At 72.9% G+C, this 16,037-nt stretch carries 20 protein-coding genes; 8 read left to right on the top strand and 12 right to left on the bottom strand.

The window, feature by feature from the left end; translation table 11 throughout:
* Positions 1 to 135 precede the first annotated feature (135 nt).
* A complete protein-coding gene (locus tag ABZX40_RS15220; RefSeq protein WP_355738267.1) occupies positions 136 to 1,482 on the top strand; it encodes a S1 family peptidase in 1,347 nt (448 codons plus the stop codon).
* A 245-nt stretch (positions 1,483 to 1,727) separates the two neighbouring features.
* Here the strand turns inward: ABZX40_RS15220 and ABZX40_RS15215 are convergent, their stop codons facing one another.
* From ABZX40_RS15215 to ABZX40_RS15205, 3 genes are all read right to left on the bottom strand, one after another.
* Positions 1,728 to 1,913 (bottom strand): hypothetical protein, encoded by a 186-nt coding sequence (locus tag ABZX40_RS15215; protein WP_355738265.1) that lies wholly within the window; start codon positions 1,911 to 1,913, stop codon positions 1,728 to 1,730.
* Between the two features lie 200 nt (positions 1,914 to 2,113).
* Positions 2,114 to 2,809 carry a L,D-transpeptidase gene (locus tag ABZX40_RS15210; protein WP_355738262.1) on the bottom strand — a complete coding sequence of 232 codons (696 nt, stop codon included), beginning with the start codon at positions 2,807 to 2,809 and terminating at the stop codon, positions 2,114 to 2,116.
* A 201-nt stretch (positions 2,810 to 3,010) separates the two neighbouring features.
* Complete coding sequence (locus ABZX40_RS15205) at positions 3,011 to 3,817, bottom strand: SDR family NAD(P)-dependent oxidoreductase (RefSeq protein ID WP_355738259.1); 807 nt, start codon at positions 3,815 to 3,817, stop codon at positions 3,011 to 3,013.
* A 49-nt stretch (positions 3,818 to 3,866) separates the two neighbouring features.
* Here ABZX40_RS15205 and ABZX40_RS15200 point away from each other — a divergent pair, with 49 nt between their 5' ends.
* Complete coding sequence (locus ABZX40_RS15200; RefSeq protein ID WP_355738257.1) at positions 3,867 to 4,439, top strand: hypothetical protein; 573 nt, start codon at positions 3,867 to 3,869, stop codon at positions 4,437 to 4,439.
* On the opposite strand, the gene ABZX40_RS15195 is transcribed toward ABZX40_RS15200, so the two are convergent.
* The 3 genes from ABZX40_RS15195 to ABZX40_RS15185 all read right to left on the bottom strand — a co-directional run bounded on the left by ABZX40_RS15195 (position 4,430) and on the right by ABZX40_RS15185 (position 7,468).
* Complete coding sequence (locus ABZX40_RS15195) at positions 4,430 to 5,359, bottom strand: SDR family oxidoreductase (protein ID WP_355738254.1); 930 nt, start codon at positions 5,357 to 5,359, stop codon at positions 4,430 to 4,432. The genes ABZX40_RS15200 and ABZX40_RS15195 overlap by 10 nt on opposite strands.
* Before the next feature lie 394 nt (positions 5,360 to 5,753).
* Positions 5,754 to 6,386, bottom strand: a complete 633-nt coding sequence (locus ABZX40_RS15190) for an MBL fold metallo-hydrolase (RefSeq protein WP_355738251.1) — start codon at positions 6,384 to 6,386, stop codon at positions 5,754 to 5,756.
* Positions 6,383 to 7,468, bottom strand: coding sequence for an S-(hydroxymethyl)mycothiol dehydrogenase (locus ABZX40_RS15185; RefSeq protein WP_355738372.1), 1,086 nt, complete (start codon positions 7,466 to 7,468; stop codon positions 6,383 to 6,385). Before ABZX40_RS15185 ends, ABZX40_RS15190 begins: the two co-directional genes overlap by 4 nt.
* 345 nt (positions 7,469 to 7,813) lie before the next feature.
* Here ABZX40_RS15185 and ABZX40_RS15180 point away from each other — a divergent pair, with 345 nt between their 5' ends.
* Positions 7,814 to 9,184, top strand: coding sequence for an MBL fold metallo-hydrolase (locus tag ABZX40_RS15180; protein ID WP_355738249.1), 1,371 nt, complete (start codon positions 7,814 to 7,816; stop codon positions 9,182 to 9,184).
* Positions 9,181 to 9,936 carry a sulfite exporter TauE/SafE family protein gene (locus ABZX40_RS15175; RefSeq protein ID WP_355738246.1) on the top strand — a complete coding sequence of 252 codons (756 nt, stop codon included), beginning with the start codon at positions 9,181 to 9,183 and terminating at the stop codon, positions 9,934 to 9,936. Before ABZX40_RS15180 ends, ABZX40_RS15175 begins: the two co-directional genes overlap by 4 nt.
* A 34-nt stretch (positions 9,937 to 9,970) precedes the next feature.
* Here the strand turns inward: ABZX40_RS15175 and ABZX40_RS15170 are convergent, their stop codons facing one another.
* Complete coding sequence (locus ABZX40_RS15170; protein ID WP_355738244.1) at positions 9,971 to 10,258, bottom strand: metal-sensitive transcriptional regulator; 288 nt, start codon at positions 10,256 to 10,258, stop codon at positions 9,971 to 9,973.
* Positions 10,259 to 10,409: 151 nt separating this feature from the next.
* Between ABZX40_RS15170 and ABZX40_RS15165 the strand changes: the two genes are divergently transcribed.
* Both ABZX40_RS15165 and ABZX40_RS15160 read left to right on the top strand, forming a co-directional pair.
* A complete protein-coding gene (locus tag ABZX40_RS15165; RefSeq protein WP_355738242.1) occupies positions 10,410 to 10,985 on the top strand; it encodes a rhodanese-like domain-containing protein in 576 nt (191 codons plus the stop codon).
* A 90-nt stretch (positions 10,986 to 11,075) separates the two neighbouring features.
* A complete protein-coding gene (locus ABZX40_RS15160; RefSeq protein ID WP_355738239.1) occupies positions 11,076 to 12,830 on the top strand; it encodes an ABC transporter ATP-binding protein in 1,755 nt (584 codons plus the stop codon).
* 24 nt (positions 12,831 to 12,854) lie between these two features.
* On the opposite strand, the gene ABZX40_RS15155 is transcribed toward ABZX40_RS15160, so the two are convergent.
* Positions 12,855 to 13,160 carry a hypothetical protein gene (locus ABZX40_RS15155; protein WP_355738236.1) on the bottom strand — a complete coding sequence of 102 codons (306 nt, stop codon included), beginning with the start codon at positions 13,158 to 13,160 and terminating at the stop codon, positions 12,855 to 12,857.
* A gap of 211 nt (positions 13,161 to 13,371) precedes the next feature.
* Between ABZX40_RS15155 and ABZX40_RS15150 the strand changes: the two genes are divergently transcribed.
* Positions 13,372 to 13,734 (top strand): nuclear transport factor 2 family protein, encoded by a 363-nt coding sequence (locus ABZX40_RS15150; protein ID WP_355738369.1) that lies wholly within the window; start codon positions 13,372 to 13,374, stop codon positions 13,732 to 13,734.
* A 9-nt stretch (positions 13,735 to 13,743) separates the two neighbouring features.
* Entirely contained in the window at positions 13,744 to 13,944 is a 201-nt protein-coding gene (locus ABZX40_RS15145) for a hypothetical protein (RefSeq protein ID WP_355738233.1), read from the top strand.
* Positions 13,945 to 14,008: 64 nt separating this feature from the next.
* On the opposite strand, the gene ABZX40_RS15140 is transcribed toward ABZX40_RS15145, so the two are convergent.
* From ABZX40_RS15140 to ABZX40_RS15125, 4 genes are all read right to left on the bottom strand, one after another.
* Positions 14,009 to 14,173 carry a hypothetical protein gene (locus tag ABZX40_RS15140; RefSeq protein WP_355738230.1) on the bottom strand — a complete coding sequence of 55 codons (165 nt, stop codon included), beginning with the start codon at positions 14,171 to 14,173 and terminating at the stop codon, positions 14,009 to 14,011.
* Between the two features lie 25 nt (positions 14,174 to 14,198).
* Positions 14,199 to 14,423, bottom strand: coding sequence for a hypothetical protein (locus ABZX40_RS15135; protein WP_355738227.1), 225 nt, complete (start codon positions 14,421 to 14,423; stop codon positions 14,199 to 14,201).
* Positions 14,424 to 14,964: 541 nt separating this feature from the next.
* Positions 14,965 to 15,132: a hypothetical protein gene (locus ABZX40_RS15130; RefSeq protein WP_355738225.1), complete on the bottom strand. Its 168-nt coding sequence runs from the start codon at positions 15,130 to 15,132 to the stop codon at positions 14,965 to 14,967.
* Positions 15,133 to 15,464: 332 nt separating this feature from the next.
* Positions 15,465 to 16,022, bottom strand: a complete 558-nt coding sequence (locus ABZX40_RS15125; protein ID WP_356008988.1) for a hypothetical protein — start codon at positions 16,020 to 16,022, stop codon at positions 15,465 to 15,467.
* Positions 16,023 to 16,037: the final 15 nt, after the last annotated feature.

Raw genomic sequence — 16,037 nt, 5'->3', positions numbered from 1 at the left:
AGGCATGCCCTCCGTCCGGGCGGCCCTCCCCCGGTGAACGTTCCCGCCCCGGGCCCCGTACTGAGGGTGGGCGCTCAACTGCCGGAGGGTCCCGCGGTGTTGGCGCCGCGCGCGGTCGGGGTTCGGGAGCCAGGGATGAGGCACGCACGACGACGGATCGTCCGCCGGGTGACACGGCTGATGGCGGCCGGCGGGCTGCTCCTCGGGGCGGGGATGGTCACCCAGGCGGTGGCGGGCGAACCCCCGGGCACCGCCGCCCTGCCCCGCGGCGCGGCCCCCTCGGCGGCGGACACGGGCACGGCCCTGGTGGACCGCCTGGGCGGCTCGCGTACGGCGGGCAGCTGGATCGGGGCGGACGGGCGGACGGTCGTCGCGGTCACCGACGCGGACGCGGCGTCCGAGGTGCGCCGGGCGGGCGCCGAGCCCCGGGAGGTCCGGCACAGCATGAGCGATCTGCGGACGGCGACGGCGGCGCTGGGCGAGCAGCCCCGCGTGGCGGGCACGTCCTGGGCGGTGGACTACAAGTCCAACGAGGTGGTCGTCCGGGGTGACCGGACCGTCTCGCGGGCCGACTGGTCCCGGCTGACGGGGATCGCCGAGGGCCTCGGCGGCTTCGTCCGGATGGAGCGCACCGAGGGCACCTTCACGGCCCGGCTGAACGGGGCCCTGCCGATCCTGTCGACGGCCGGGCGGTGCTCGGCGGGGTTCAACGTCACGGACGGCACCCGGGACTACATTCTGACCGCCGGGCACTGCGGGCCGCTCGGGTCGGTGTGGTTCGCCGACGGCCGGGGCACCGAGCAGATCGGCCGGACCGTGCGCGGCAGCTTCCCGGGCGACGACTACTCGCTGGTCCAGTACGCGGCGGGCCGGGCCGGCGAGGGCGCGGAGGTGGTGGCGATCGGCGACGGCCAGGGGGTGCGGATCACCGGCGTGGACGACGCGTCGGTGGGGCAGCGGGTGTTCCGCAGCGGCAGCACCAGCGGGCTGCGCGACGGCCGGGTGACGGCGCTGGACGCGACGGTGAACTATCCGGAGGGCACGGTCACCGGGCTGATCGAGACCGATGTGTGCGCGGAGCCCGGGGACAGCGGCGGCCCGCTGTTCTCGGAGGGCATCGCCCTCGGCATCACTTCGGGCGGCGACGGCGACTGCGCGACGGGCGGTACGACGTTCTTCGAGCCGGTGACGACAACGCTGGAGGAGCTGGGGATGCGGCTGATCGCGGCGGCGCCCCAGCCAGGTGCCGGGGAGCCGTCACCGGCGGCGGTGGCGCCGGGTGCGGCCTCGCCCGGTTCCAGGGCGCCGGTCGTCGGCGGGGGCGTGGCGGCTGTGCGGGCGTGGCTGACGGACCGGGAGAACGCGGGACCGGGGCTGCTGATCATCGCGGGGAGTGTGGTCGCGCTGGTCGCCACCCGGTTCATCCGCGCGGAGCAGGACCGTCGGGCGTACCGCCATCGCTACTCAGCGACGTGGGGATGAGCGGCGATGGCTGCTCGGCGACGGCGATCGCTATTCGGCGACGGCGATCGCTGCTCGGCGACCTGGGGATGAGCGGCAAGAGAGGAGGCCGCTCCCCGGTGCGGGGCGCGGCCTGAGGGGCGGCTTGCTCGGCGGGCTCGGATGGGCCGAGGTCTTCGAAGAACGGGCTCCCCCGTGGGGAACCCGGGCGGGTGCCGGATCGGCGGGGTGGGACCCGCTCCCTGACCGGCCCGGCGAGTCGGCGCTCAGGCCGCTCTCGACGGCTGCGGGGCCGCGGAGGCCCACTCCAGCACGAGGCGCTGGTACTGCTCGCGCTGCTCGACGGTCAGTGTCCCGCCCGACCGGCGCCACAGGGCCCGGATCTCCTCGTTGACCTCGGCAGCCGATCGCTCGGAGTCGGGTTCAACAGTGGTGGACATGGTGTGAAGCATACGGCGCCGGAGGTGAAGGCGCGGTGAGTAATCAAACATCATTCGGACAAAACGGACCGTGTTGCTGATCACGTCCATCTAGCAAAAAGTCATGCGGAGTTCAACCATCTGAGCCATGGAATGTTCAGTGTTCGACGGCCCGGAACAGCAGGACCCGAACCCTGGGAAGGGTCCGGGTCCGGCGCTCACGGCGGAGGGGATCAGGTGCCCGGCTTGCGGCCGTACACGTACACGTCGTCGCCGTTCTTCAGCAGGGACCAGTACTTCTTGGCGTCGGTCTTGGTCAGGTTGACGCAGCCGCGCGAGCCCGGCGGGTTCCACATGCTGACATCGGCCTGGTGGAACGCCTGGCCGCCGTCGAAGAACTGGGCGTAGGGCATCGGCACGTCGTAGATGGAGGAGACATGGTCGATGTTGCGCCAGTAGATCTTCTTCAGGCCGGTGCGGGTCTCATAGCCGTCACGGCCGGTGCGGACCGGGACCGGGCCGTACACGAGACGGCTGCCGTCCTGGATCCAGCTGATCTGGAGGGTGAGGTTCACACAGGCGATCCGGCCCTTGTTGACCGGGCACTTGCCGTCCTTGTTGGGCTTCTTGCCGACGGCCTTCTGCTTGTTCATGAGGTCCATCACGCCCCAGGTGACCGACCCCGCGTAGCCGATGTTCGGCTTGATTCCGTGCTTGTTCTGGAACGCCTGGATCGCCTTGCAGTCGGCGGTGGACTGCTTGCCGTCGACCGGGCGCCCGAGGAACTTCTCGACCTGCTTCTGATGCGGCCCCGCCTGTGTCGTACAGCTCGCGGCCTGCGCGGGTGCCGCGCCCAGCCCCACCACGAGCGGCGCCACCAGCGCGGTGGCCCCCGCGACCACGGCTCCTCGCCTGCGTATGTCCCCCATGCCCGTCCCCTTCACTGCTGCCCGCACTGCTGCCTGTCCCGGCTCGCCTGCGCCGCACGCCCTTCGCGCGGTTCCGCCCAGCTAGACCGGAGCCGGGCCGCATCGGTTGTAGCAGCGCGGCGACCGGTACGGAACGGTGACATTTGAGACAGGGGGCCGGGAACGGACCGCCGGTATCGGCGCTCTCTGCCCGTTCGCCGGTCAGGCGTCGGGCCCGCCCTCCGGTCCGCGCAGTACCGCCCGGAAGCCCGAGTCGACGGCGGTCAGCCCACCGTCGACGACCAGGGTCGTACCGGTGATCCAGGCGGCGTCGCGGGAGGCTAGGAAGGCGACGGCGGCGGCGATGTCCTCCGGTTCGCCGACCCGGCCGAGCGGATAGAGGTCCCGGACCGCGTCCAGGATGTCGTCGCGGCCCTCCCAGGCGGTGGTCCGGACCGTGCCCGGGGCGACCAGGTTGACCCGGACCCCGCGCCCGGCGGCATGCCCGGCGAGGGTGCGGGTCAGCGAGCCGAGCCCGGCCTTGGCGGCGCTGTAGGCGTGGTTGCCGAAGTCGCGCAGCCCGTTCACGGACCCGATGGAGACGATCGCCCCGCGTCCGGAGGCGGCGAGACGGGGCAGCGCGGCGCGGCTGCACCGGTAGGCGCCGGTCAGGGTGACATCGAGGTCTCGCGCCCAGTCGTCGTCCGGCTCGTCCTCGAAGCGGGGGGTGTCGGGCGAGCAGTGGTAGGCGTTGTTGACCAGCACGTCCAGCGACCCGAAGACGCTGACGGCACGGTCGACGGCCGCCTCGACCGACGCCCGGTCGGTGACATCGCAGCCGTATGCCTCGGCGGTCAGCCCCCGCTCGCGCAGGGCACCGGCGGTGTCCTCGGCCGCGCCCGGATCGACGTCGGTGACCAGGACCCGGGCCCCCTCCTCGGCGAACCGGCGGACGGTGGCGGCACCGATGCCGCGGGCCGCGCCGGTGACCAGAACCCCGTACCCCTCGAAGCGTGTGCTGTCAGCCATGAGGGGAACCTACTGCCCCGGAGATCATCGCGGCAGATAGCGTGCGCCCATGTCTGAGTTCTGGGGGCAACTCCCCGCCCTGATAGGTGTGGTGGTCGGCGCGCTGGGTTCCTATGCGGTGGTGATGCGGGGCGAGCAGGTCCGCTTCCGCCGGGAGCAGGCCGCCCGGTGGGAGGAGCGGCTGCTCGGGGTGTACGCGGACTACGCGCGGACGCTGAAGGCGTCCGTCACGCTGGCCTACCGCGTGGCCGCGCACTTCGGGAACGACCCCCATCCCCACCCCCTCACCCCCGAGGAGGCCGAGCCGCTGCTCGCGGAGGCGACCGTGGCCCGGGACCCGTCGGGCGAGGCGCTGCTCCTGCTGGGCAGCCCGGAGGTGGTGGACCGGGCCCGGACCTGGGTGGTGGCGGTGATGGAGATGGAGGCGTTCCTGCGGGCCGGGACGCGGGACCCGCAGGCGTGGCAGGCGCTGCTGGAGCGGCAGCGGGCCGCGCGGGAGGCGTACTACGCGGCGGTGCGCGGGGATCTGGCACTGCCGCCGGGGCACGGCGGGCGCTGGGCGCTCCCCGCGCCCCGGACCACGCGGGGCGGCGACGACGGCGCCGCCGGGCCTCAGCGGTAGCCGGTGGTGTCGGCGGGCTTCCCCGGGTCCTGGACCTCGACCAGATAGCGCCAGGCGTCGGGGCGACTGCCGTCCAGGTCGGTGAAGCCGTACTCCTGGGCGAGGCCGCCGCTGGACAGCGACTGCCCGTTGAAGCGGCTCACCTCCGGGTCGGCGGCGAGCGCGGCGACCGCGCGGCCCACATAGCGCGGGGACTCGGAGATCGCGAAGTGCGGCACCTCGGTCAGGGCGTCGCGCCAGGTGTCCTCGGTCACCCCGAAGCCCTCCAGCATCATCTCCGAGCGCAGCCAGCCCGGGGTGAGGACGACGGCGGTGGCACCGCGCGGGCCCAGTTCATGGCCGAGGGCGAAGCCCATCCGCAGCACGGCCGTCTTGGCGAGGTCGTAGAAGTAGTTCACGCGGTAGTTGGCCGCGTTGTAGGCGAGGGTGCCGTCGGTCATCTCCACGACCAGCCCACCGGGGCGGCGCAGCAGCAGCGGCAGGGCATGGTGGCTGGTGATGGCGTGGGTGTCGAGGGCGAGGCGGAGCAGCCGCAGCCCGTTGTCGAGGTCGTGCTCCCACATCGGGGTGTCCCACTCGAAGAGCTTCTCACCGCCCCAGATGTCGTTGACCAGGACGTCCAGCCGTCCGTGCGTGTCGGCGATACGGCCGATGAGCGCCTCGACCTGCGCCGGGTCCAGATGGTCGGTGGGGACGGCGATCCCCCGGCCGCCGGCCGCGGTGACCAGGTCGGCGGTGTCCTCGACGGTCTCGGGGCGGTCGTACTCCGAGCGGTGGGCGCGGGTGCTGCGGCCGGTGACGTAGACGGTGGCTCCCGCCGCGCCCAGTTCGACGGCGATCCCGCGCCCGGCGCCCCGGGTCGCCCCGGCGACCAGCGCCACCTTGTCGTGCAGCGGTCCTGATGACGATCCTGATGACATGTCCGGCCTCCCATGGATGGTTCTTCCGCCGGATCCCCCAGTTGTGTTCTCTGGGTGATCCGGCGGAGAGTCTCGCCGGAAAGCCGGACATCTTCTGTCGGTATTGCCGCCGGTTCCCCGGGACGGCCCTCCGTGGCGGCCGACGGCTCACCCGGGCGGGCGCGCGCCCGGGGGTCCGGGGCGGAGTTCGGGTCGGGGTTCGGAGCGGAGTGCGGGCCGAAGTTCAGGTCGGAGTGCGGGCCGAAGTTCAGGTCGGAGAGCGAGTCGGAGTTCGGTCGGGTGGGGTCTGGATGGTTGGCCCGCGCGGGCGCCCGCCCGGTGGCTCAGTGGCCCCGGTGGCTCAGTGGTCCCGGGCGGCTCAGTGGCCCCCGGTGGCTCAGTGGCCCCCGGTGGCTCAGTGGCCGCGTGCGATCCACTCCTCCAGATGCGGGGCCTCGGCGCCGATGGTGGTGGAGTCGCCGTGCCCGGTGCGCACGATCGTCTCCGGCGGCAGCGTGAGGAGCTTGTCGCGGACGGAGTCGATGATGGTCGGGAAGTCGGAGTACGAGCGTCCGGTGGCGCCCGGACCCCCGGCGAACAGGGTGTCGCCGGTGAAGACCGTGCCGAGGGCGGGGTCGTGGAGGCAGACCGCGCCGGGGGCGTGGCCCGGGGTGTGCAGGACCCGCAGATCGGCGCCCGCGGACTCGATGACCTGGCCGTCGGCGAGATGCTCGTCGGGTTCGCGGCCGGGGTGGGTGAGCCGCCACAGGGGGAGGTCGTCGGGGTGCAGCCAGATGGCGGCGCCGGTGCGGTCGGCGAGCGCGGGGGCGGCGTTGACATGGTCGTTGTGGGCGTGGGTGCAGACGATCGCGGTCAGCCGCCGGTCTCCGACGGCCTCGGCGATGGCGTCGGCGTCATGGGCCGGGTCGATGACCAGGACCTCATGGTCGTCGCCGACCAGCCAGACGTTGTTGTCGACGTCCCAGGTGCCGCCGTCCAGGGTGAACTGGCCGGAGGTGATCAGGCGTTCGATACGGGCGGTCGTCACAGCACCACCACCGAGCGCAGCACATCGCCCTGGTGCATCCGCGCGAACGCCTGCTCCACCTGGTCGAGCGCGATGGTCTCGGTGACGAACGCGTCCAGGTCGAGCCGCCCCTGGAGATGCAGGTCGATCAGCATGGGGAAGTCGCGGGAGGGCAGACAGTCGCCGTACCAGGAGGACTTGAGGGCCCCGCCGCGCCCGAAGACATCCAGCAGCGGCAGCTCCAGCTTCATCTCCGGGGTCGGTACGCCGACCAGGACGACCGTCCCCGCCAGGTCCCGGGCGTAGAACGCCTGCCGGTAGGTCTCCGGACGGCCCACCGCCTCGATCACCACATCCGCGCCGAAACCGCCGGTCAGCTCACGGATCGCCTCGACCGGATCGGTGTCCCGGGAGTTGACGGTGTGGGTGGCGCCCATGGAGCGGGCCTTCTCCAGCTTGCGGTCGTCGATGTCGACGGCGATGATCCGCGCCGCCCCGGCCAGCCGGGACCCGGCGACGGCCGCGTCCCCGACCCCGCCGCAGCCGATGACGGCCACGGTGTCGCCGCGCCCGACGTTGCCGGTGTTGATCGCGGCGCCGATGCCCGCCATCACCCCGCAGCCCAGCAGCCCGGCCACCGCCGGGGACACGGCGGGGTCCACCTTGGTGCACTGCCCGGCCGCGACCAGCGTCTTCTCCGCGAACGCACCGATCCCCAGCGCCGGGGACAGCTCGGTGCCATCGGTGAGCGTCATCCGCTGCTCGGCGTTGTGGGTGTCGAAGCAGTACCAGGGGCGCCCGCGCAGACAGGCCCGGCAGTGCCCGCACACCGCACGCCAGTTCAGGATCACGAAGTCGCCGGGCGCCACATCGGTGACACCGGGGCCGACCGACTCGACCACCCCGGCCGCCTCATGGCCGAGCAGGAAGGGGAACTCGTCGTTGATACCGCCCTGCTTGTAGTGCAGATCGGTATGACAGACCCCGCACGCCTGGATCTGTACGACGGCCTCACCGGGGCCGGGGTCCGGCACCACGATCGTCTCCACCCTGACCGGTTCGTCCTTGCCCGGTGCGATGACTCCGCGCACTTCCTGCGCCATGTGCTGACCCTCCTCGTCGACGATCAAGACGCTCAACGTCCCGCCGCCGACCCTACGCGTCAAGGACGGCTTCTTCCCGACGGCCCCGGCCGATACCCCCCGGGGAGGTGGTCGCCGTGTCCGCGTCACCGCTGATCAGGGGGGCGTGGCCTCTCCCGGAACCCTGGGCGCCATATACCCATGAGGGGTATATGACTCCGCTCTGATATACCCCTGGGAGTACGTGACCCTCCCCACCTCCCACCGCCCTGGCATACCCCCGGGGGTACTCTGCTACGGTGGCCGAAAGATACCCCCGGGGGTAATGGGAGATGTGGGGTAGGAACAGACGGAAGGAGCGTCGCCGTGCACTTCGTCGAGGTCATCGACGTGCCCGGACTGGGCAACCGCGGCTATCTGGCGGGCGGGGCCGACACCGCCGTGGTGATCGACCCGCCGCGCGAACCGGACCGGGTGATCGCCGCCGCCGCGCGCCGGGGTGTGCGGATCACCCATGTCGCCGAGACCCATGTCCACAACGACTACGTCTCCGGCGGTCCGGAGCTGGCCCGGCTCACCGGCGCCGCCTATCTGGTGCCCGCGCAGGCCCGGGTCGGGTACGACCGCGTGCCGGTCGGCGACGGGGACCGGGTGGCGCTCGGCACCGGTCTGGAGCTGCGTGCCCTGGCCACCCCCGGCCACACCCCGCACCACACCTCGTACGTCCTGGTCGACGGCGGTGCCGAGGTGGCCGTGTTCACCGGCGGCTCGCTGCTGATCGGCACGGCCGGGCGGCCCGATCTGGTGGAGCCGCGGCTCACCCGGCACCTCGCGCGGGCCCAGTACGACTCGGCGCACCGGCTGGCGGCCGAGCTGCCGGACGACACCCGGGTCCTGCCCACCCACGGCTTCGGCAGCCTCTGCGCGGCCACACCCTCCGGCGGGGACACCGGCCCGAGCACCATCGGGCAGGAACGGCGGACCAACACCGCCCTGGTCACGGACGCCGACACGTTCGTCGCCGAGCTGCTGGCCGGGCTCGACGACATCCCCGCCTACTACGCCCAGATGGGCCCGCTCAACGCCGAGGGTCCGGCGCCGGTGGATCTGACGCCGCCGCGCCGCGCGGACGCCGGGGAGATCTCGGCCCGGCTGGCGGCCGGGGAGTGGGTGGTGGACCTCAGGAGCCGGGTCGCGTTCGCGCGCGGCCATGTCACCGGGGCGCTGAACTTCGAGTCGGCCGGGCAGTTCGCCGTCCAGCTGGCCTGGCTGCTGCCCTGGGGCAGGCCGGTCACGCTGCTCGCGGAATCGGCGGAGCAGCTCGGCGCCGCCCAGCGGGAACTGGCCCGCGTCGGCATCGACCGGCCGGCCGCCGCGGCCACCGGCGGCCCCGGCGACTGGCTGGTCCCCGGAGAAACGCCCCGCTCCTTCCCGCGCGCCACGTTCGCCGGCCTCGCGGCCCGCGCGGACGGCGTGGTCCTCGATGTCCGCCGGGACCGGGAACGGGCCGCCGAGCACATACCGGGCTCCCTGCACATCCCGCTGCACCGGCTGCGCGAGCGGCTGGCGGAGCTGCCGACGGACGGCACGGTGGTGTGGGTGCACTGCGCGGGAGGGGCGCGGGCGGCCATCGCCGCCTCGATCCTGGACGCGGCCGGGATCGCCGTGGTCGCGGTGGACGACGGTTTCGACGCGGCTCGGGCGGCGGGGCTGACCGTGGCGGCAGCGCTGCCGTGAGCACGCTGGTCCTGGCCCTGGTCGCGGGCGCGCTGACCGGGCTCGCGCTCGGGGCGCTGGGCGGCGGCGGCAGTGTGCTGGCCGTGCCCGCGCTGATCTATCTGCTGGACTTCGGCCCGGCCGCGGCGACGACCGCGAGTCTGGTCGTCGTGACGATCACCTCGGTGACCGCACTGGCCGCGCACGCGCGCGGGGGCACGGTCGACTGGCGGCGCGGCACGCTCTTCGCCCTCGCCGGTCTCCTTCCGGCGGGGGTGGGCGGGCTGCTGTCGTCCCGGTTGCCCGCCGGGGTCCTCACGGTCGCCTTCGCGGTGCTCGCGGGGGTGGCGGCGGTGGGGATGCTGGGCCGGTTCGGGGGCGGGGGGACGACGGGCGATGCGCCGGTCCGCCGCCGGGGGCGGGTACTGGGGGCCGGGGCCGGGCTGGGGGCGGTCACCGGGGTGCTGGGGGTGGGCGGCGGGTTTCTCGCCGTACCGGCGCTGGTGAAGGTGGTGGGGCTGCGGATGCGGCTCGCCGTGGGGACGAGTCTGCTGGTCATCACCGTCAACTCGGTCGTCGCCCTGGCCGCCAGGACCGGCGCCACCGTCCCGGTCGACTGGGCGCGGGTGGCCCCGTTCGCGGCGGCGGCGGTGCTCGGCGCCTGGGACGGGCGGCGGCTGGCGGCGAAGGTGTCGTCCGGCACGCTCCAGCGGGTGTTCGCGTGGGCGCTGCTGGGGGTGGCGGCGTTCATGCTCGTGGACGGCCTGCTGTGAACGCCGGAACCCGTCCCCCGGACCTGGGGCGCGCTCAGGCCAGGGAGAGGAACAGCCGCTCCAGGCGGGCCTTCATCTCCTGCGCCGACTCACCGTCGCTGCGGCCCTGCTCCAGATCGGTCACGCACTGCTGGAGCCCGGTCGCGATGATCGCGAACCCGGCCCGGTCCAGGGCCCGGGAGGCGGCGGCGAGCTGGGTCACCACGTCCTCGCAGTCGCGCCCCTCCTCGATCATCCGGATCACCCCGGAGATCTGCCCCTGCGCCCGACGCAGCCGGTTGAGCACCGACTTCAGATCATCGCCCTCGAACCGAAGCTCCACGAGACCTCTCCTCCAGTTCACTCCACCACATACCCTTGGGGGTATTTTACCTCCCCTCGGACCGTCAAGACAGCGCACCGCGCACAGCGCACCGCGCGTCACGCACCGCACACCGCACACCGCACTTCAGATCAGACAGGAAGTCCCCTTCATGACCACCCCCCTCGCTCTCGACGCCGATCAGGCCCGTGCCCGGCTCGGCGAACTGACCGTCGTCGATGTCCGTACGCCCGGTGAGTACGCCTCCGGGCATCTGCCCGGCGCCCTGAACATCCCGCTGGACCGGCTCGGTCCCGCCCTGCCCGCGCTGCGCCGGTTGAGCGGCGCCCTGCTCGTGGTCTGCGCCTCCGGGGCCCGCTCGGCGAACGCCTGCGCGCTGCTCGCTCGGGAGGGCGTCGAGGCCATGACCCTGACCGGCGGCACCGACGGCTGGTCGCGGCTCGGGCACGCCCTGGGCCGCCCGGCGTCCGGCGGGCGGCGGACCTGGTCCATGGACCGCCAGGTCCGCTTCACCGCCGGGGCCCTCGTCCTGACCGGTCTGGGCCTCGGACTCCTGCACCCCGCCTGGCAGTTGATGTCCGCCGGGATCGCGGGCGGGCTGGTCTTCTCGGCGCTCAGCGGGACCTGCGGGATGGCCGCGCTGCTGGCCCGGCTGCCGCACAACCGGCCGCGCCCCGCCGACTTCGAGGCGACCCTCGCCGAACTTCAGGCACGGGCGGCGCGGTAGGCGCCGGGCGGCGGGGCCGGTTGTCAGTGGGTCGCCGTAACCTGGCTCGTACGGCCCGGACCTGCCGTACGAACCCGCCGAAGGAGCCCCGTGACCACCGCACAGACGGAAGCCGCCATGCCCCCGTGGCGCATGCTCCTCGGCTATGTACGGCCGCACCGCTGGGCGTTGCTGACCGGGGCATTGCTGTCGCTGGTCACCGGTGCCACGGGGCTGCTGCTGCCGCTGGTGGCGCGGGGCCTGATCGACGACCTGGAGCACGACCGGGCGATCACGGGCGCGCTGCTGGCGATGTCGGCGCTGGTCGTGGGCAACGCGGTGGTGGGCGCGGTGGGCGGCTATGTGCTGGAGCGCACCGCGGAGTCGGTGGTGCTGGGCGCGCGGCGGACGCTGTCGTCGTATCTGCTGCGGCTGCGCATACCGGCGGTGGACCGCAGCGAGCCGGGCGACCTGATGGCGCGGATCACCTCGGACACCACCCTGCTGAGCCAGGTCACCACCCAGACCCTGGTGGGCCTGGGCACGGGCGGGCTGACGCTGGTGGCGACGGTGGTGATGATGGGCGTGGTCGATCCGGTGCTGCTCGGGGTCACGCTGGCGGTGATCCTCGGCGCCGGGCTGGTGCTGGGGCTGATCGTGCCGCGTATCAACCGGGCCAGCAAGCGGGCCCAGATGGCGGTGGGGGTGATGGGCGCCTCCCTGGAGCGGGTGCTGGGCGCGCTGCGCACGGTGAAGGCGTCCGGCGCGGAGCACCGCGAGGAGCAGACCCTGCACAAGGCGGCCGAGGAGTCGTGGCGGCAGAGCGTGCGCGCGGCCAAGTGGTCGGCGGCGGCGGGCAATACGGCCGGGCTGGCGATGCAGATCGCGTTCATCACGGTGCTCGCGGTGGGCGGCGCGCGGGTGGCGACGGGCGCGGTGGATGTGGGCACGCTCGTCGCGTTCCTGCTGTACGTCTTCTATCTGATGGCGCCGATCCAGCAGGTGGTCGGCGCGATCACCCAGTACCAGACGGGCGCGGCGGCGCTGAGCCGGATCCAGGAGGCGCTGGCCCTGCCCGCCGAGCCGCGCGCCGGCGGCGCGGAGCTGCCCGCCCCCGACGCCCGCCCGGCCGCCGTCACCTTCCATGACGTCCGCTTCCGCTACGCCGACGATCTGCCGTATGTGCACCACGGGGTGAGCTTCGAGGTGCCGCCGCAGGGCATGACGGCGTTCGTGGGGCCGTCGGGCGCGGGCAAGACGACGGTGTTCTCGCTGATCGAGCGGTTCTACGACCCGGAGTCGGGGACCATCACGGTGGACGGCCGGGAGATCGGGGAGTGGGATCTGCCGAGACTGCGCGCGGCGATCGGGTATGTGGAGCAGGACGCGCCGGTGCTGTCGGGTTCGCTGCGGGACAATCTGCGGCTGGGCAGCCCGGAGGCGGACGACGGCCAGGTGGCGCGGGTGGTGAAGACGACCCGGCTGGACGGGCTGGTGGAGCGGCTGCCGGAGGGGCTGGACACCCTGGTCGGGCATCGCGGCACCAAGCTGTCCGGCGGGGAGCGCCAGCGGGTGGCGATCGCCCGCGCGCTGCTGCGCAGACCCCGGCTGCTGCTCCTGGACGAGGCGACCTCGCAGCTGGACGCGGTGAACGAGGCGGCGCTGCGGGACACGGTGGCGGATGTGGCGCGGTCGACGACCGTGCTGGTGGTCGCGCACCGGCTGTCGACGGTGACGATGGCGGACCGGATCGTGGTGATGGACGCGGGCCGGGTCCGCGCGGTGGGCACCCATCAAGAACTGGTGGCCGCCGATCCGCTGTACGCGGAGCTGGCGGCCACACAGTTCCTGGCCTCGGCCGGGTGAGGGGCCGGGGCGAGGGGGGCGGTATCAGTACTGGACGGCGGGCAGCAGCCCGGTGACCGGGGCGACCAGGTCGGTGACCTGGTGCAGTTCGCTGAGCTGCTGGAGGCCGTTCACATTGTTGAGTTCGGCGAGGCCCTCGGAGGGGCGGGGAACGGCGGCCTTGTGCTCGGCGGGGATGTCGGAGACGGTCAGCGAGTCCAGCACGGCGACCGGGTTCAGCTTGCCCTCACCGGCGGCGTCCGCCTCGGCCGCGCCCGCCTGCGGCACGGCGAGACCGGCGGCCCCGACGGCGAGACAGGCGGCGGCGAGAATACGACGAGTTGAGATCATGTCTTCAGCAACGCGCGCGACCCGTGCCGGACACGGCCGACGCGGCGCCCTCACCCGACAGGCGCACCTGGCGGTCGCACGTCCCCATGGCCGCGTTTGCCGAGTCGGCCGGTGCGGGGGAGGCTCGTAGGAGAGAGCCCCGTGGCCCGCCATCCCTGTCCTCTGCCTCTCTTTCCGCTCCGGGCGGGTCACGTCCTCCGAGGAGGTCATGATGGGCACTGTGGCGAGCCCGGTCTTCGACGCGGACACACTGCGCCGGGGCATCGAGGGCAATCCGAACACACTCCTGGCCCTGTACGCCGACGACGCCGAGATACGGGTGGTGGACCAGGTCAGCCGCCCCAGCAGCCCCAAGGTGCTGCACGGGCGGGACGAGATCAGCGCGATGCTGGACGACATCTACAGCCGGGACATGACCCACCGGCTGGACGACTGCGTGGTCCAGGGCGACCGGGCGGCGTTCACCGAGTCCTGCCGGTACGCGGACGGGATGCGAGTGCTGGCCGAGTCGATGCTGACCCTGCGGGACGGCCGGATCGCCCGGCAGACCCTGATCCAGGCGTGGGACGAGTAGGCAGGGGGCATGCCGAGGTTCCAGGTCCGTACCCGCTTCAGCTGGTCCTTCTCCGCCCAGGCGGGGATCGGCCGCCCGCACCGCACACCCACGGCCGTCCGGCTGGCCCGGGTGGGGGCGGCGCGGGCGCTGCTTCGGGCGGCGACGGGTGACGGGCGGGTGGTGAGGCACCGGTCGCTGCGGCCGTGGTCGCGGCTGCGACGCCGGTGACACCGCCTGGGGGCGAGGCCGACCGGACGGCTCACGCGCGGTGGCAGCGAGCCGCGCCCGCCCCTCACCCCGTCACCCTCCGTATGACACTGAGGGGATATTCCTTCCTGTCACGGAACCGGGTCCGGCCGTCCGGGAACCCTCCCAGACACAGCAGCACCTGCCCGTGCCACTCCCCGCCGACCTCGACCCGGGGGTCCTCGGCGGGTTCCTCCCCGTCGTCGTTCACGGCTCCCACACCTCGTCGCTGCCGATCACAGCGGCGGTGATCGGCCCCACCACGCAGGTGTGCTCTTCGGGTCGGCGGTGAACCAGATCCGTGCACGCGGTAGCCAGAACGCCAGCGTGCACAGCGAGCCGTCAGCGGTCCGGAAAGAGCGGGGCTCGTAAACCCAGGGCAGATCCGCGACGTCGAAGAACACCGACCACCGGGCATCAAGATCCGTCCGGAAACCCTCCGTGACCACTTCGTACGTCATGGGCTCTCCCCGCCGCGACGCCTCTTTGGGCCGCCCAACGATCACCCCCGGCGGGAGCGACGTTCGGCGGGCGTCACCGATTCGGCCCCAGCGTTTCGCCCAGGGGAGGGGCCCTCGCACAACGAGCTGACAGCCCCGGGCCGACACGGCGACCGACCGCGTCGGGCTGGCGGCGCTGCCGCCCGGTGCCGTTCATGGACTGGTTCACCGGCACTGGACGCGAGCAGGTGGCTGCGTTGCCGGAGGCAGCCGGGCCGAGTGTCGAGGAGGGGCGGGCCGACGCTGCGGCGCAGTAGGACGCACAGCGGATGGTCGGCACGAACCCGCCGTGGCACCGCTCCGCTGGCCGCCGGTTAGGGCGCGAGCCCGGGGTCTTCGCGCGTGCAGGGCAGCGTCTGCGCTGGTCGCCGTCAGGTCAGAGTGCGCTGCCCGTGCCGTGGAGGCCCTGCCGCCTGCCGGTGGGAGGCCCGCCCCTGCTCCACGAGCCCCGGACCGCAGTGCGCGCTGGGCGGGAGCCGAACGCCGCAGGTAAGGAAGCGACTCAGATCCAGCCGTCGTAGACCGCCAGGACGACCGCGAACGCCAGGAACACCGCTCCCGGAACCATGAGGGGGTTCAGTGGAAATCGCTGATCGGCGTTGAACTGCTCGGCGTTGCGTACGTCCCGCAGAGCGGCCGGGTTGTAGACGATCTCTAGCGGATCGCCCACCCGGACCACGGACGGAAGATCACCGCTCCCCCCACCGAGAAGACGACCAGGAAGAACCCGACAACCAGCGACCCGGCCCCCTCCAGCGAGCGCATACTTCGGTTCCGCGGTTCCGCTCGGAGGCAGGTGGGTTCCTCTCGCATCGGACCGGCATCTGCAACGCCACTCCGTACGCGACCGGGATGAGTATCTCGCCGGTCTGCCACCGGGTCGGCTGAGTGGATCGCTCGCCAGTACGGGACCCCAGCAGACCTCGCAGCGCGGGGCCGACTGCCGTTGGCGGGATCTGTCATGAAACCCATCAACTGCGCGGAACGGGATGAAACAACGGGTCAAAACGCCCTCCAGGAACTCTGCCACCAGCCGCAGGCGACGTCCCCTAGTGCGTGCCCGGCGGTACGTGTCGGTTGAGCGGTGTGGACACGGACGGTTCCCGTGGAGATGTTGGTGCCGTCTGCGTTCAGCCCGTAGGACCACCGCTTGCGGAGAGTCTCCTCCCTTCCCCGGGCCAGGCGGGGCAGCAGGGTGTTGAGGTCGCCGTGGTCGACGGCCCGGCGGATCAGGGCCTCAGCCTCCGCTGGGTCCCCGGCCTCCTCCAGCATCTCGGCCAAGAGGAACAGGGCGTGGTTGTCGCCGTGGTCGGCGGCTCGCCGGGCCAGAGCGTCTGCCTCTGTCCGGTCCCCGGCCTTCGCCCGCATCGCGGCCAGACGGTACAGGGCCTCGGCGTCGCCGTGGTCGGCGGCCAGCCGGGCCAGGGCACCTGCCTCTGCCCGGTCCCCGGCCTCCTCCAGCAAAAGGGATAGGTGGCGGAGGGCGATGGTGTCGCCGTGATCGGCGGCCCGACGGGCCAGGGCGCCTGCCTCCGCCTGGTCCCCGGCCCTCTCCCGCATCTCGGCGAGGCGGTA

Source organism: Streptomyces sp. NPDC004610, assembly GCF_040609715.1.
Lineage (GTDB): Bacteria > Actinomycetota > Actinomycetes > Streptomycetales > Streptomycetaceae > Streptomyces.
The sequence above is the reverse complement of the archived record's forward strand: the minus strand, read 5'-3'. Positions and strand labels throughout refer to the sequence as shown.